The sequence below is a fragment of the Pseudomonas gregormendelii genome (genome assembly GCF_017114825.1).
Lineage (GTDB): Bacteria > Pseudomonadota > Gammaproteobacteria > Pseudomonadales > Pseudomonadaceae > Aquipseudomonas > Aquipseudomonas gregormendelii.
Genome location: NZ_JADEVO010000034.1, coordinates 36,980 through 50,791, shown reverse-complemented (window position 1 = coordinate 50,791; position 13,812 = coordinate 36,980). Strand labels below are relative to the sequence as shown.

The window sequence follows — 13,812 nt, the reverse complement described above, 5'->3', positions numbered from 1 at the left end:
TCATTTTGTATTCCCTCATTGCCTTCAAATCGGACCTGAGTCATCACCATGGACTCAAGGGTGGCTGTGTCCCTGGGAGCGGCGCCTTGGAGAGTATTCGCTTGCTTCTCGAAGGCGCCCTGCTCCCTCTATCAGCGCTCGTCGACCGTTATGAACTCGCGACGCAGCGCCATTGACGCGGGCACGTCGTCCTCATTGGTGAAGAATTGCTCATACCACTCGCGCAACTGATAGACCGGCCCGTCGGTTTCTGCGAGCACCGGCTTGTCGATACGGATTTTGTGCTTCCAGATCACCACGTCCTGGTAGAACGAGTCCCGGTTGCCCTGGACATACGCCCTGGCCACTTCCTGGTTTTGCTCTTCCGTCCAGCCCGGTACGCGCTTGACCATGCAACCAAAGCGCAAGTCAAAACTGTTTGGCGTCACTGGCACGTGGCTGTTGAGCAGAATGGCGTGGATCCGCGCATCGCCGAACATCGAACTGATATGGGTGAAGTGAGTGGCCGGACCGTAGTAGGCCGATGGTGCGATCAGGTCACCGCCCAGGCGCTCGGAGTCACCATGAAAAATCTGATGGCCGATATGCCCTTCGAAAATGTTGGCGAAATACTTGGTTGGCGTACCGTGCACCGGCCCGAAATGCTGGGCATCCACCAGGTTATCGACCAACTCCCGTGGGTTGGTTTCGATCAGCATGGTGTCGATGTTCCAGTTATGAATCCAGTCCGGGTCGTCCATCTCAGGGAGGTGCGGAATGATCACGCCCTCTTTGGGCGGACGGCCTTCGGGGTTGTTCCAGACGAACAACAGGTTGTTCTCCTCGCAGGTCAACCAACTGCGCGTCTTGGCCTTGGGAGGAATGCGCTTGCAGTAAGGGATCTCCACGCATTTGCCGCCGGTGTCGTACTTCCAGTGATGGAACGGGCATACCAGTCTGTCGTTCTCGATGGTGCCCTGTGACAGGTCGGCGCCCATGTGCGGACAGTAGGCATCGAGAATACTGATGACGCCCTGGCTATCGGCAAACGCCACCAGCCGAGTGCCGAAGATTTCCAGGGTATGAGGCTTGCCATCACGGTAATCGTTGGCATTGCCCAGGCAGTGCCAGCCGCGCGCGTAACGGTGGGTACGCTGGGCATTCTCGATGTTGATTTCAGCGAGTTTCGTCATTGTTATTATTCCTCAAATGCAGACTTCGGGGCAGGCGATGCCCCCAAGAAATACCGGGTAATCCCATGGCGGATATCATTGAGCAGTCGCGCAGCAAGATCATCGTGCAGTTGGACTAGATCAAATGAGAGCTACTCTCAAAGTGCGCCCCTGAAACAGCGGGCGCCCTGTTCCCTGCTTACTGGCCGAAGCGGCGAGCGGCTTCCGGGCCGAAGTCCCTGGGACTGAAACCGGGTTTGTTCAACAGGTAACCGTTGCGCTGCTCGTTGATCAGGTTGAACGCCAGGTAGCTGCCGGCATTGAGGTCGTAGTACAGGCCGACGCCCGCCTGCTGGGCCTGGCTCTCGTAGGCATAAAAGTAGTTGACCATCGAGGTGCGCCATAACTCGCCACGGTTGTCGTAGTTGTCGGCGAGCATCGGAAACCAGGTGTCTTCGTCGACATATAACTTGCGTTTGCCATACAGGTGGCGATAGCCAGGTTTGAGCGTGCCTTCCAGTTCCCAGACCCTGTGACGCTCATAACGCATGGCATCGGGATTGATGTGTCCGGGAGTCAACAGGCTGGCGTAGGTGAGCTTGGCGTCGTGCAGACGATAGGTGTTGTACGGAATGTACATTTCCCGTTTGCCAACGATCTTCCAGTCGTAGCGCTGGCCGGACCCGTTGAACAGGCGCACTTCATCCACAGTGATCGAGCCGCCACTGCCGGGGAATGACATGTCGAAACCATAGCCCGGCGATTGACGCACGCGCCGGGTGCCTGGATCGTAACGCCAGGCCTGGCGCGGTTCGGTTTTGTCGTTCCAGAATTCGGTGCCGGTGTTGATCTCACCCTTGTCCCGTTGCGGTAGCAGGGTTTCGTTGAGATAGAACGACGAGTTGCCGTTGGTATCGCCGATCTTGCCGGGTTCCAATGATGGAGCCAGGTTGCGCGAATGCACCCTGCCCCAGTTGATATTGCCGTCCTTGAGCACGTAGGCGTTATCGGAGGTGTACTCTTCGGTCCAGGCCCGCAAGGTGAAGGTCGAGGCATTCTTCAACAGCTCCAGCCCGCTGCGCGGCACCGGGAATGGTGTGCCGCCGGTCTTGCCGACGACCCCTTCGCCGTCATCCACCAGACGCGCCAGGCTGGCGTTTTCCCGAGTGGCCTGGCATACCGAGTCACTGACGCGAAAATCCCTGTGCGAGGGATACACCGGCATTTTGTAGGTGGCCGGGTACAATTTGAACAGGGCTTTTTGCCCGTCAGACAGGGAGTCACTGTATTGCGCGATGTTCTGCGCGGTGATCACAAACAACGGTTTTTCGTCCGGGTACGGATCCACGGGGTGGTGCCCCGTACCTTTGAAATCAACATGGGGCGGCGCGCCCAGCCACTTGCCACTGAACGCCGGGATACTGCCATCGGCATTGCCGGCCTGTTCCGCGCCCAGGCACGTCAAGTCTTTGCCAAGGCGCGGGATGTCCTCCGGTGCTGCGTTTGCGGTGCCGATGGCACAGCATCCAAATAACAACGTCAAGGCCCAGCCAGGGGACTTATTACTGCCGGTCATTTTTATTCTCCTTGGGTTCGACAACGGTTGCCCAGTATCGACAGGCAAGGAAACCGAGAGCATCGTCCGCACGGACTAACGCATTTTGGCCTGGCCCCAAGTCACAGCCGAGACCCGGCCGGCTGGGGCGCACCCAGCGCTACCACGCTATTGAGCATGATCCGCACCAGCTCGGTCTGGCGTCGGACACCCGTCTTGGAAAATATCGAACGCAGGTGCGCGCGTGCGGTATTGCGCCGGATATTCAGAATTTCCGAGGCGTCCTCAAGCGACAGGCCGTTGGCCAATTCCAGGGCGAGCGCGGTTTCTGCCGGGGTCAGGTTGTACAGCTGCGAAGTCAGTACCGTGCTCACCAGCGATTTGCTCACCGCGTCCCGCACATACACCACCACTGTGGGTTTACCGTGGCCTTCGAGCAGTTCCCGTGAAGGAATCAATTCCACCACTACGCCGAGGCTGACCTGTCCCGAAGGACGGGAAATCGACGTCGCCTCGGCCACCTGCACGCCCCTGGCGGCGCCTTGCCTGGCACGCTGGAAGGCATTGCGCACCAGGCGCGCCAAATCCCGATTGTCACTGGGATAGGTAGCCTCCAGTCGACCTCCCACCACTTTAAGGCCGTCCTGACTGTCAAGGATTTCCCTGGCCACGGGGTTGAGTTGCACTACGCAGCCGTTCTCGTCGAGCACGAAGGTCGCCACTGCGAGGCGGCTGATCGTTTGCGAATACAGGCTGCCCAGAGACTCACTGCGGTCCAGCAGCGAATACATGTGCAAGGCCCGACGCAAATGGGGCAGCAACATGGCGCACAAGGCCCGCTCGGTCTCACTGAATGGCGGGTGGCCCTGTGGTCGATTGATCCGAAAACGCACGATGCCGCCATCCGGCATGCGTATATCGGCACCCAGCATGTGGTAACAATCGTAAGGTTGGCAGTACAGCAGGTAAAACGCCGAACTGGCCCATTCGGCATCGCTCATCAGCTCATCGATGGTGAATACCGTGTCGGTGGGCAAACCCTCGAACAGGGTAGATTTGGCGTAGTAGGCGTAATGATTGATGCCGCCCTGGCCCAATTCGACATCACCGGCAACCACCATCGGTGACAGCAGCGGCTCATCCTGAACCCGCAGGATCAAGGTCACGAAATTAGCCTTGAACAGCGCGCGTATGTCGCGCAACGAGTCACTCAAGGAGACCGTGTTCATCGACGAATCGTAGATGTTGCCAATGATCCGTTCGTACTCGGCCAACTCCAGGCCCATTTGCGCGAGGACCTGTGCATTGGGCATACAACTTTGCATATCCATTCCCCAGCAGCGGGCCCGACCTGCGGGCCCCCATGGCTTTAATCGAATGTGCGGCCGCGTCCCGCTCGCTTCACGGCAGTTCGAACAGGCCGGCGGCGCCCATTCCGCCACCGATGCACATGGCAATCACCACATAACGCGCACCGCGCCGCCGCCCTTCGAGCAAGGCATGGCCCACCATCCGCGCGCCGGACATACCGAATGGGTGACCGATGGCAATCGCCCCGCCGTTGACGTTCAGGCGCTCTGCCGGGATCTGCAGCGCGTCGCGACAATGCAACACCTGGCAGGCAAAAGCCTCGTTGATCTCCCACAGGCCAATATCCCCCACCCCCAAGCCGAAACGCTTGAGCAGCTTGGGTATGGCGATCACCGGACCGATGCCCATTTCCTCGGGTGAGCATCCACCCACGGCAATGCCACGGTAGATGCCCAAAGGCGTCAATCCGCGACGCTTGGCCTCGGTACGACTCATCAACAGACTGGCCGCAGCACCGTCCGAGAACTGCGAGGCGTTGCCGGCGGTGACGAACGTCCCCTGCTCGATCCATTTACCGTCCTTCCACACCGGCTTCAGGTTTGCCAGGTCTTCAAGGCGCGTACTCGGTCGGTTGCATTCGTCACGCAGAACCTGCACGCGCTCATGACCATTGGGCTGGCCATCAGCGGCGAACAGCAGCTTGTCCACGCTCAGGCCGACGATTTCCTCATCAAAGAGCCCGTCCCGTTGAGCAGCAGCCGTGCGCAGCTGGCTTTGCAATGAATACTCATCCTGGGCGGCGCGACTGATGCCATAACGACGGGAGACGATCTCGGCGGTTTCAATCATCGGGATATAGGCGCTGGGCATCACCTGCAGCACCGCTTCGGATTGGGCGCGGAAGCTGTTTTTGTGTTTGGTCTGGGTCAGCGACAAGGACTCCACGCCGCCGCCAATGGCAATGTTCATCTCGCCACTCATGATGCTCTTGGCAGCTACGCCGATACTCATCAGCCCCGAGGCGCACATGCGGTCCAGCGCCATCCCCGGCACACTGTCCGGCAAGCCACCGGTGTAGGCACAGAGCCGACCGATGTTATAGGCCTGGGTGCCCTGTTGAACCGCCGCACCCATGATCACATCTTCTACGTCCCCAGGCTCAATGCCGGCACGTTCGACCACCGCGCGTACCACATGCCCACCCAGCACTGGCGCCTCGGTATCGTTGAACGATCCACGAAACGATTTGGCCAGCGCTGTACGGGCGGTGGCGACGATGACGACTTCATTCAGGTCCATGGAAACTCACTCGCAAATTGGGTTGAAGGTATAGCGGCTGATGGTGTCGATTACGCAGCCCGGGCGCGCCTGGCCTTCGACTTCCACGGTGATGCGCACCACCAGTTGCACGGCGTCGCCCACTGGCTCGGCGCGGGTAATCTGGCCGCTGCCGCGCACCCGCGAATCGACCTTGACCGGGGCCGGGAAGCGCACCCGATCGCTCCCGTAGTTGACGCCCATGGTCATGTTTGAAAGGGTCAACAACTGCGGCATGAACAGGTTGGCCAGGGACTGGGTCAGGTAGCCGTGGGCAATGCAGGTGCCGAACGGCCCGTTGGCGGCGCGTATCGGATCGACATGAATCCACTGGTGGTCACCCGTGGCCTCGGCGAACAGATCGATGCGTTCCTGGTTGATGGTCAGCCAGGCGGTGTGGCCCAGGTCCAGGCCTTCGGCCGCAAGCAGAGCCTGGGCGCTGCTGAAAAGGTGACTCATGAGCGTGCCCTCAAGCTTGTTGTGAACTGACTGACAGCACTTCACCGACCATGTAGGAGGCGTAGTCGCTGGCCAGGAACATCATCACGTTGGCCACCTCCCATACTTCGGCGGCGCGACCGAACGCTTCGCGCCCTGCCAGGCTGGCGAGCAATTCTTCGCTGGAGGCTTTCTTGAGAAAATCGTGCAGGGCAATCGACGGCGATACCGCATTGATGCGCACGCCAAACTCAGCGGCTTCCAGGGCGCTGCAGCGGGTCAGGGCCATTACGCCGGCCTTGGCCGCAGCGTAATGGGCCTGTTCCTTTTGGGCCCGCCAACCGAGCACCGAGGCGTTATTGACGATGGCTCCTGCGCCGCGGCGCTGCATGTGCGGCAACATCGCCCGAGTCATGCGAAAGGTGCCCGTCAATGTCACGTCCAGCACCCGCAACCACTCTTCATCGCTCATCTCTACCACACGCTTCTGGCCACCCAGCCCCGCATTGTTGATCAGCACATCGACCCCGCCCAGAGCCTCTTCAGCCGCCGCCACCAAGGCCTGGACTTCGTCTTCTATCGTGACATTGCACAGCTGGCCGTAGATCGCCTGCAGGCCGGTCTCGCCCTTGAGGCGCGCTACCGCTTCTTCCAGGCGCCGCGGGTGAACGTCGGAAATCATCAGCGCCCGACAACCTTCCTCGGCACTCCGTCGGGCCGCTGAGTAACCGATACCGGCACCGGCCGCGGCGGTGATCAATACCGACTTGCCGGCCAGTAATTGGTGACCGGGAACATAAGGGGGGGCTTGTTTCACAGCGTCTACCTCCGAAGAAATCAATACGCTGCAGTTTTACGGAGAGGGCCAAGCGGGCACATCGTCAAAATGGGGTATGAAGGTCGAGAACGTTGACGTGAACAAAGGGTCGGGGCTTCAGCAGCCCCAGACGTTCTGTGCCTTGGGCGCTTCAGCGAGAATCGAGTCCACGGCCGCACCAATCTCTTCGACCTGCCACAACGCGCCTTTATCGCGGGTGACGCCCGTGCGCCAGCCGTCTCCCAGGGAGATCCGCCCGCCCTGGCTTTCGAAGACCTGGCCGCTGACATGGGCCGACGCCGGGCTGCCAAGCCACACCACCAGCGGCGCGACATTTTCCGGCGCCCAGGCATCGAAGCTGTCGTCCTCAGGCTTTTTCACCACGTCGGGCATGGCACTCTCGGTCATCGAGGTACGTGCCGCCGGGGCTAACGCGTTGGCGGTGACACCGTAGCGCGCGAGCTCCGCCGCTTGCACCAGGGTCAGCGAAGCAATGCCGCCCTTGGCCGCCGAATAATTGGACTGTCCCACCGAGCCTTGCAGGCCGGCGCCGGAGCTGGTGTTGATGATCCGGGCGTCGACCGGTTTGCCGGCCTTGGCAAGGTCGCGCCAGCGCCGACCGAGAATGTTGGCCAGGCAGTAATGGCCCTTGAGGTGGACGCGCATGACCATGTCCCAGTCTTCTTCACTGAGGCTGATGAACATGCGGTCGCGCAAGACGCCAGCGTTATTGATCAGCACATGTACTTCACCAAACGCGGCCAACGCCGCATCGACGATGCGCTGCGCAGTGGCCAGCGTGGTGATGTCGTCGCTGCTGGCAATGGCCTGGCCGCCGCTCGCGCGAATTTCACCTGCCACATCTTCTGCGGCATCGGCGCGAATATCGTTGACCACGACATTGGCCCCTTGCGCGGCGAACGCCAGGGCATAGGCGCGACCGAGCCCGCCTCCGGCCCCGGTGATGATCACGGTGCGGTCTGCACAAATAGCCATGTTTAACTCCTCTGGATTTGGGTGGACACGCAGCCGAAGCGGCGGCCCACGTAAAAGAATTACAGCCGTTCGATGATGGTCACGTTGGCCTGGCCGCCGCCTTCACACATGGTTTGCAAGCCATAGCGCCCACCGCTGCATTCCAGTTCGTTGAGCAGCGTGGTCATCAGCCTTGCTCCGGTTGCGCCCAGCGGGTGCCCCAAGGCAATTGCCCCGCCATTGACATTGGTGCGTGCCGGGTCGTAATCCAGCTCTTTGGCCCAGGCCATGACCACAGAGGCAAAGGCCTCGTTGATCTCTACCCGGTCGATGTCAGCCATGCTCAGCCCGCTTTTGGCCAAAGCCCGGCGTGTCGCCGCAATCGGTGCGGTGAGATGCCAGATTGGATCGTCACCCAGCACCGTCAGGTGATGAATCCGCGCCCGTGGCGTCAAGTCGTAGCGTTTGAGCGCCGCCTCCGACACCACCAAAAGCGCAGCTGACGCGTCGCAGGTCTGGCTGGACACGGCGGCGGTGATCGATGGGTACTGAGGGTCCACCGGCTGCAGTTCAGCCATCTTTACCAGGCTGCTGTGCCGCGGGGTTTCATCCACCGCGAGGCCCTGGCAGGCGACGATTTCCCGAGCAAATCGCCCGTTGGCAATGGCCGCCAATGCGCGTTCGTGACTTTGCAGGGCAAAGGCTTCCATTTGCTCGCGACTGATCTGCCAATGATCGGCAATCCGTTGCGCGGCGTAGAACTGGTTCACCGGTTGCTGACCAAAGCGCGCACGCCAGCCAACGCTGCCCGAGAATGGATCGGCAAAGCCCAGGGGCTGGCCGGCCAGCATCGCGGAGGAAATCGGGATTTGGGTCATGGTTTGCACGCCGCCCACCGCGACCACATCCTGGGTGCCGCTCATCACCGCCTGCGCGGCAAAATGCAGCGCCTGTTGCGATGAACCGCATTGGCGATCCACGGTGGTGCCGGGGACCGTCATTGGCAGGCCTGCGGCCAGCCAGCTGGTGCGCGCTATATCGCCGGCCTGGGAGCCGATGGTGTCGACGCACCCGAATATCACGTCGTCGTAGTCTTGCGCGGGGATCACGTTACGCTCCACCAGTGCCTTGAGCACATGGGCGCCCAGGTCAATCGCGTGGATCTCGCTCAACGAGCCCTTGCGCTTGCCGGTGGGGCTGCGCAGTGCATCAACAATGTAAGCCTGTGCCATGACTCATTCCTCGAAAGTGTGTCCAGGCCCCAGGCCAATAGTGTCGGCGAACAAGTAGTCGCTGACGCGGTTTTTGTGAAATCCGCGGTCGCCCCAGGATGCATCCAGAGCCCAGGCGCGCTTCATGAACATCTGCAAATCGACTTCCCAGGTGTATCCCATTGCGCCGTGAACCTGGATGCCTTTGCGGGCAGCGATCCAGCTCGCCTCATTCGCCGCGAGGCGGGCCTGGGAGACCCATACGCCCGCGTTGACGTCGCACCGGGCCAGGGCATGTGCGGCGCGGTACAGCACGGGTTTGGCCTGTTCGATGTAGCGGGCGACATCGGCCAGGTGATGCTTGACAGCCTGGAAGCTGCCGATCGGCTTTCCGAACTGTTTACGCTGGGCCACGTAGTCCACGGACAGGTCCAGCATGCGTTGCGCCAATCCCAGCAGTTGCCCGGCCACCGACAGCGCGCCACGGTCCAGCAGACGGTCCTGTAAAGCACGCCCCTGCTCGCCACTGGCCACACAGGTCGCCGGCGTTGGGATCCACTTCACCTCACCCAGGCGGCGCGAAGCGTCGATGCTCGGATGGTTTTCTACCTCAACCTGAGAGCGAGGCACCACGTGGATCTCATCGCCATGGGTGAGCAGCAGTACTTCTGCCAATTGCGCATCGCTGACCAGCAAATTGACCGGATGACTGATCGCCATGCGCAAGCTCCCATCGGCGATCCGGGGCAGCAGTTCGGCGCGGGCCGGGTGGCCTGCGGGCAGGCCGGCAAGTAAGCCACTGGCAACATAAGCGGTGTCGGCCAATGAATCGGGAATGGCGTAGTAACCCAGTTCCTGGGTCATCAGTGCCCAGGTCACATCATCCATGCCCAGGCCGCCTTCGGCCTCGGGCACTGACAAGGCAGTCAGGCCCTGGCCGGCGATCTTGTTGCGCAGGTCCCGCGAGCGGCCGGCATCGGTTTCCCAGATTTCCCGAAGCATTTCCGGGGCGGCTTCGGTCATCAGGAAACGACTGATGGCCTCGTGAAACGCCAACTGGTCATCGTTAAAAGTGAAGTCCATGGCGGTTCCTTATTTCGGCAAGCCGAGCATGCGCTCGGCAATGATGTTGCGCTGGATTTCGTTGGTGCCGGCGTAGATCGGCCCCGACTGGGCGAACAGGAAACCCTCCAGCCAGCCGGCCGCATCGCCGGCCTGGGAGGCCTTGCCCACCAGCTCGCCGCGCCCACCGAGAATGCGCATGGCAGTCTCGTGCATCTTCAGATCCAGCTCTGACCAGATGATTTTGTTGATGCTCGACTCAGCGCCGATCTGCTCGCCTCGGCTCAGGCGGCCCACGGTGTGATAGGCCGACAGCGCGTAGGCTTCAGCGCCCATCCAGGTCTCCAGCACGGCATCGCGCAGGCTTGGGTCGCGGTCGGCGCTGGCGCGGTGTGCCTTGTACAGGGCCACGAGCTTGCGTGCCGTGGCCTGGAAGCGCGCCGGTGAGCGCAGCAACAGGCCGCGCTCGAAACCGGCGGTGGCCATTGCCACGTGCCAGCCCTGCCCCTCGGTACCGATACGGTTAGCCACCGGCACCCGCACGTCATCGAAAAACACCTCGGCGAAGGCGTCCTTGCCGTTGAGCGCCTTGATCGGGCGAATGCTCACTCCCGGTGCGTCCAGCGGCACCATGATGAACGAAAGCCCGTGGTGCCGGCTCGATCCTGGCTCGCTGCGGAACAGCCCGAACAGCCAGTCGGCGTAGGTCGCCCGGGTTGACCAGGTTTTCTGCCCATTGATCACGTAGTGGTCACCGTCGATCAGGGCCTTGCTGGTGATTGCCGCCATGTCGGACCCCGCGTTGGGCTCCGACCAGCCTTGCGCCCACATGTCCAGGCTGGCGGCCATACGCGGCAGGAAACGCTGCTTCTGCTCCGGCGTGCCGAATTCCATCAGGGTCGGCCCCAGCAACAGCTGGCCGTTCTGATTGACACGCATGGGGGCTCCGGCGCCGTAATACTCTTCCTCGAAGATCAGCCACTCGATCAGGTCGCTACCGCGTCCGCCCAGATCGGCTGGCCACATCACCATCGACCAGCGGCTCTCGAACAGCTTGGCCTCCCACGAGCGGTGCTGTTCAAAACCTTCGCGAGTGTCGTAGCTGGCCAGCGGCTCGCGTGGCAGGTTGGCTGCCAGCCAGGCCCGCACTTCGGCGCGGAAAGCGATTTGCTTGGGGGTGTAAGTCAGGTCCATGGCGTTTATCTCAGAACTTGGCGTCGCGTTTTTCAACGAAGGCCCGGCGCGTTTCCGCGGAGTCCGGGCTGCTATAGGCCTGCATGGTGAAGCCCTGTTCCCAGCGGTATTTGTCTTCCAGGTTGCCGTCTTCAATACCGTTCAAGGCTTCCTTGGCGATGCGGATCATGCCCGGGCTTTTTTCGGCAATTTTCGCCGCAATGCCCAGGGCGGTTTCGCGTAATTGATCCTTGCTGACAATCCGCTCGATGAAGCCGTATTGCAGCGCTTCGGGGGCGCTGATGCTGTCGCCGGTGAAAAACAGGTAACGGACTTTTTGCACCGGGAACAGGCGCTGCAGATGTGCACCGCCGCCCATGGCACCGCGGTCGACTTCCGGCAGGGCAAAGGTCGCGCAGTCGGAGGCGACAACAATGTCCGCCGCACCGGTGATACCAATGCCGCCGCCCAGGACAAAACCATGGACCGCGACAATCACCGGCACCGGGTTGCGATGCACGGCCTTGAAGGTGGCGTAGTTACCGGCATTGACCTCGACGATCCGCTCCGGGTACTTGTCCAGCTCCTTGATGTCGACTCCGGCGCAAAAGCCCCGGCCCTCGGCGCGAATCACGATCACCCGCACTTCGGGATTAGCCCCAAGGGCTTCGATGTGCTGCGCCAGGGCCTGCCACTCCTGGCTGTCGAGGGCGTTGACCGGGGGCTTGGCGATCACCAGTTCAGCGATGCCCTGATTGAGTTGTGTGCTAAATGCCTGGGTCACAGGTGTTCTCCGATACTGGCGGGACGATTCGATGGGAGGTGCTGGCTGCGTGCCAGGAGCGTATCCAGGCAGTGCTGTGCCTCACCGGCGATGCCTTCGATCACCTCGCGGCAACTGAGCAATTCACCAATCGCAGCGGCGACCTGTCCACTGGGCAGGATGCCCTCGTCCGGTGCGCCATCGACCATGGAGCGCTGCAACAGCACCGGCTGGTTGGCAGCCATCACCACCTGCGACAGCTGCGATGGGTCTTCGCGTAGTGCACGGACGAACACCGAGGCCATGTGCGCCAGGCTCATGCCGGTTTGCTGCTTCCACTGCCACGCACTGCCCAGGGCGATGCGCAGGCGACCGAAGGGGCCCGCTTGTTCGAGGTGATTGATGAAGCGGTTTTCGATCATTCGGTGGCGCATGCCATCGACCGCAGTGGTCACACGCACCTGCTGCGGATCCTTGACCTTCAGGTAGCGCTCTAGTGTCGCGGCCGGAGTCGGCGATTCGCGGGTCATGAGAAACCGTGTGCCCATGGCGATTCCCGCGCCACCGGCAGCCAGGACCGAAGCCAGCCCACGGCCAGTGGCGAACCCACCCGCCGCGATCACCGGCACCCTGACCGCCGCCAGTACCTGGGGCAGCAGGATCGAACTGGGTACGCCGCCGGTATGGCCGCCGCCCTCGCCGCCCTGGACAGTGATCAGGTCGGCGCCCAGCTCCACGGCCTTGAGCGCATGCTTCAAGGCGCCCACGGTGGGAATACACAGCACCTTGGCCGCCTTGAAGCGAGCGATGGTCTGTTTGTCCGGACCACGCCCGTAGCTCACGGCGCGCAAGCGGTACTGAATCGCCAGGTCGACACACTGCGCAGCGTTGTCCTGGAACATATGGAAATTGAGCCCAAAATTGCTGCCGCCGGTGGCATCGATTACCTTGCGGATTTCGCCTTCCAGCTCATCAGCCGGGATGGTCGCCCCGGCCAGGAAACCGAAGCCCCCGGCCTGAGTCGTGGCGATCACCAGGTTGGCATCAGCGACCCAGCCCATGGCGGTCTGCACGATCGGGTAACGGCACCCGAGGGCTTCGGTCAGCGGTGTTTCCAACCAGCGGTTCATTGGTTTTCGTCCTCGGCCTGCTTGTTGGCGCGGGCCATCCCCTTGGCATCGAAACCGCCCAGTTTGTCGCCGGACAGCAACTCGTTATGGGCATGGGCAAAGTGGTGCCAGGCAAATACCGCATCCATCGCCGTGCGTTTACCTTGCAGGTCTTCGACGTGGTTGACCGCCTGTTTGGTCAGGGCCAGGCCCATGCGTGGCTGGCGGGCGATGCCTGCGGCCAGGGCGTAGGTCGCCTGTTCAAGCTCTTCACGCGGCACCAGGCGATTGACCATGCCCACTTGCCAGGCCCTTGTGGCGCTCATGCGGTCACCAGTGAAGAGAAATTCCTTGGCGATACGCGGATTCATTTCGTAGGGGTGAGCAAAATACTCCACCCCTGGAATGCCCATACGCACCACCGGGTCCTGGAAAAATGCGTCGTCGCTGGCAACGATCAAATCGCAGACCCAGGCCAGCATCAGCCCACCTGCTACGCACGCGCCCTGGACCATGGCGATGGTTGGCTTGGGCAGTTCGCGCCAGCGCCGGCACATGCCCAGGTACACTTCCTGCTCGCGGGCATACAGTTGCTCGCCACCGGGTTTGTTGGTGTGGTCCCACCACAGGTGCGCGCGCTCGAACGGTTTGTCGATATCCCGGCCGGGCGAGCCGATATCGTGGCCTGCGGAAAAGTGTTTGCCGTTGCCGCGCAGGACGATGACCTTGACGCTGTCGTCGTTCACCGCCTGGCGAAAGCAGGCATCCAGGGCATAAGTCATCTGCGAGTTTTGCGCGTTGTTGAAGGTCGGCCGATTCAGCGTCAGCGTGGCGATACCCTCGGCCACGCTGTACAGCACCGGGGTGTCCGTCTCGTAAACGGCGTTGTCCTGGCGGACGATGAATTCACTGTCGCTGCTGTGCATGGTC

General features: G+C 61.7%; 13 protein-coding genes. All 13 read right to left on the bottom strand.

The genetic code is table 11. From position 1 onward, the window contains the following. Positions 1-131: 131 nt before the first annotated feature. Positions 132-1,172 carry a 3-ketosteroid-9-alpha-monooxygenase, oxygenase component gene (locus IMW75_RS20975; protein ID WP_045058503.1) on the bottom strand — a complete coding sequence of 347 codons (1,041 nt, stop codon included), beginning with the start codon at positions 1,170-1,172 and terminating at the stop codon, positions 132-134. Between the two features lie 178 nt (positions 1,173-1,350). Next, positions 1,351-2,727, bottom strand: a complete 1,377-nt coding sequence (locus tag IMW75_RS20970; RefSeq protein ID WP_205893627.1) for a DUF1329 domain-containing protein — start codon at positions 2,725-2,727, stop codon at positions 1,351-1,353. Between the two features lie 101 nt (positions 2,728-2,828). Continuing rightward, positions 2,829-4,031 carry a helix-turn-helix transcriptional regulator gene (locus tag IMW75_RS20965; protein ID WP_205893626.1) on the bottom strand — a complete coding sequence of 401 codons (1,203 nt, stop codon included), beginning with the start codon at positions 4,029-4,031 and terminating at the stop codon, positions 2,829-2,831. A 76-nt stretch (positions 4,032-4,107) separates the two neighbouring features. Continuing rightward, positions 4,108-5,316 carry an acetyl-CoA C-acyltransferase gene (locus tag IMW75_RS20960; RefSeq protein ID WP_205893625.1) on the bottom strand — a complete coding sequence of 403 codons (1,209 nt, stop codon included), beginning with the start codon at positions 5,314-5,316 and terminating at the stop codon, positions 4,108-4,110. Between the two features lie 6 nt (positions 5,317-5,322). After that, a complete protein-coding gene (locus tag IMW75_RS20955) occupies positions 5,323-5,793 on the bottom strand; it encodes a MaoC family dehydratase (RefSeq protein WP_205893624.1) in 471 nt (156 codons plus the stop codon). Between the two features lie 10 nt (positions 5,794-5,803). Then, complete coding sequence (locus tag IMW75_RS20950) at positions 5,804-6,589, bottom strand: SDR family oxidoreductase (protein ID WP_122839850.1); 786 nt, start codon at positions 6,587-6,589, stop codon at positions 5,804-5,806. A gap of 117 nt (positions 6,590-6,706) precedes the next feature. After that, on the bottom strand, positions 6,707-7,585 hold the full coding sequence (locus tag IMW75_RS20945) for an SDR family oxidoreductase (RefSeq protein WP_205893623.1): 879 nt from the start codon (positions 7,583-7,585) through the stop codon (positions 6,707-6,709). 59 nt (positions 7,586-7,644) lie between these two features. Continuing rightward, the gene (locus tag IMW75_RS20940) at positions 7,645-8,796 is read right to left on the bottom strand and encodes an acetyl-CoA C-acetyltransferase (protein ID WP_045058508.1); all 1,152 of its coding nucleotides are present in this window, start codon (positions 8,794-8,796) and stop codon (positions 7,645-7,647) included. A 3-nt stretch (positions 8,797-8,799) separates the two neighbouring features. Beyond that, a complete protein-coding gene (locus IMW75_RS20935) occupies positions 8,800-9,858 on the bottom strand; it encodes an acyl-CoA dehydrogenase family protein (RefSeq protein WP_205893622.1) in 1,059 nt (352 codons plus the stop codon). Positions 9,859-9,867: 9 nt separating this feature from the next. Then, positions 9,868-11,031 carry an acyl-CoA dehydrogenase family protein gene (locus IMW75_RS20930; protein ID WP_045058510.1) on the bottom strand — a complete coding sequence of 388 codons (1,164 nt, stop codon included), beginning with the start codon at positions 11,029-11,031 and terminating at the stop codon, positions 9,868-9,870. A 10-nt stretch (positions 11,032-11,041) separates the two neighbouring features. Then, positions 11,042-11,794 (bottom strand): enoyl-CoA hydratase family protein, encoded by a 753-nt coding sequence (locus tag IMW75_RS20925; protein ID WP_205893621.1) that lies wholly within the window; start codon positions 11,792-11,794, stop codon positions 11,042-11,044. After that, positions 11,791-12,903, bottom strand: coding sequence for an NAD(P)H-dependent flavin oxidoreductase (locus IMW75_RS20920; RefSeq protein ID WP_045058512.1), 1,113 nt, complete (start codon positions 12,901-12,903; stop codon positions 11,791-11,793). Before IMW75_RS20920 ends, IMW75_RS20925 begins: the two co-directional genes overlap by 4 nt. Further along, positions 12,900-13,808, bottom strand: a complete 909-nt coding sequence (locus IMW75_RS20915) for an enoyl-CoA hydratase (protein WP_045058513.1) — start codon at positions 13,806-13,808, stop codon at positions 12,900-12,902. Before IMW75_RS20915 ends, IMW75_RS20920 begins: the two co-directional genes overlap by 4 nt. Positions 13,809-13,812 lie beyond the last annotated feature (4 nt).

Excerpts from the sequence above, each read along its gene's own strand:
- IMW75_RS20960 (WP_205893625.1), bottom strand. The coding sequence starts at position 5,316 with ATGGACCTGAATGAAGTCGTCATCGTCGCCACCGCCCGTACAGCGCTG.
- IMW75_RS20970 (WP_205893627.1), bottom strand. The coding sequence starts at position 2,727 with ATGACCGGCAGTAATAAGTCCCCTGGCTGGGCCTTGACGTTGTTATTT.
- IMW75_RS20955 (WP_205893624.1), bottom strand. The coding sequence starts at position 5,793 with ATGAGTCACCTTTTCAGCAGCGCCCAGGCTCTGCTTGCGGCCGAAGGC.
- IMW75_RS20940 (WP_045058508.1), bottom strand. The coding sequence starts at position 8,796 with ATGGCACAGGCTTACATTGTTGATGCACTGCGCAGCCCCACCGGCAAG.
- IMW75_RS20975 (WP_045058503.1), bottom strand. The coding sequence starts at position 1,172 with ATGACGAAACTCGCTGAAATCAACATCGAGAATGCCCAGCGTACCCAC.
- IMW75_RS20965 (WP_205893626.1), bottom strand. The coding sequence starts at position 4,031 with ATGCAAAGTTGTATGCCCAATGCACAGGTCCTCGCGCAAATGGGCCTG.
- IMW75_RS20930 (WP_045058510.1), bottom strand. The coding sequence starts at position 11,031 with ATGGACCTGACTTACACCCCCAAGCAAATCGCTTTCCGCGCCGAAGTG.
- IMW75_RS20920 (WP_045058512.1), bottom strand. The coding sequence starts at position 12,903 with ATGAACCGCTGGTTGGAAACACCGCTGACCGAAGCCCTCGGGTGCCGT.
- IMW75_RS20915 (WP_045058513.1), bottom strand. The coding sequence starts at position 13,808 with ATGCACAGCAGCGACAGTGAATTCATCGTCCGCCAGGACAACGCCGTT.
- IMW75_RS20945 (WP_205893623.1), bottom strand. The coding sequence starts at position 7,585 with ATGGCTATTTGTGCAGACCGCACCGTGATCATCACCGGGGCCGGAGGC.
- IMW75_RS20935 (WP_205893622.1), bottom strand. The coding sequence starts at position 9,858 with ATGGACTTCACTTTTAACGATGACCAGTTGGCGTTTCACGAGGCCATC.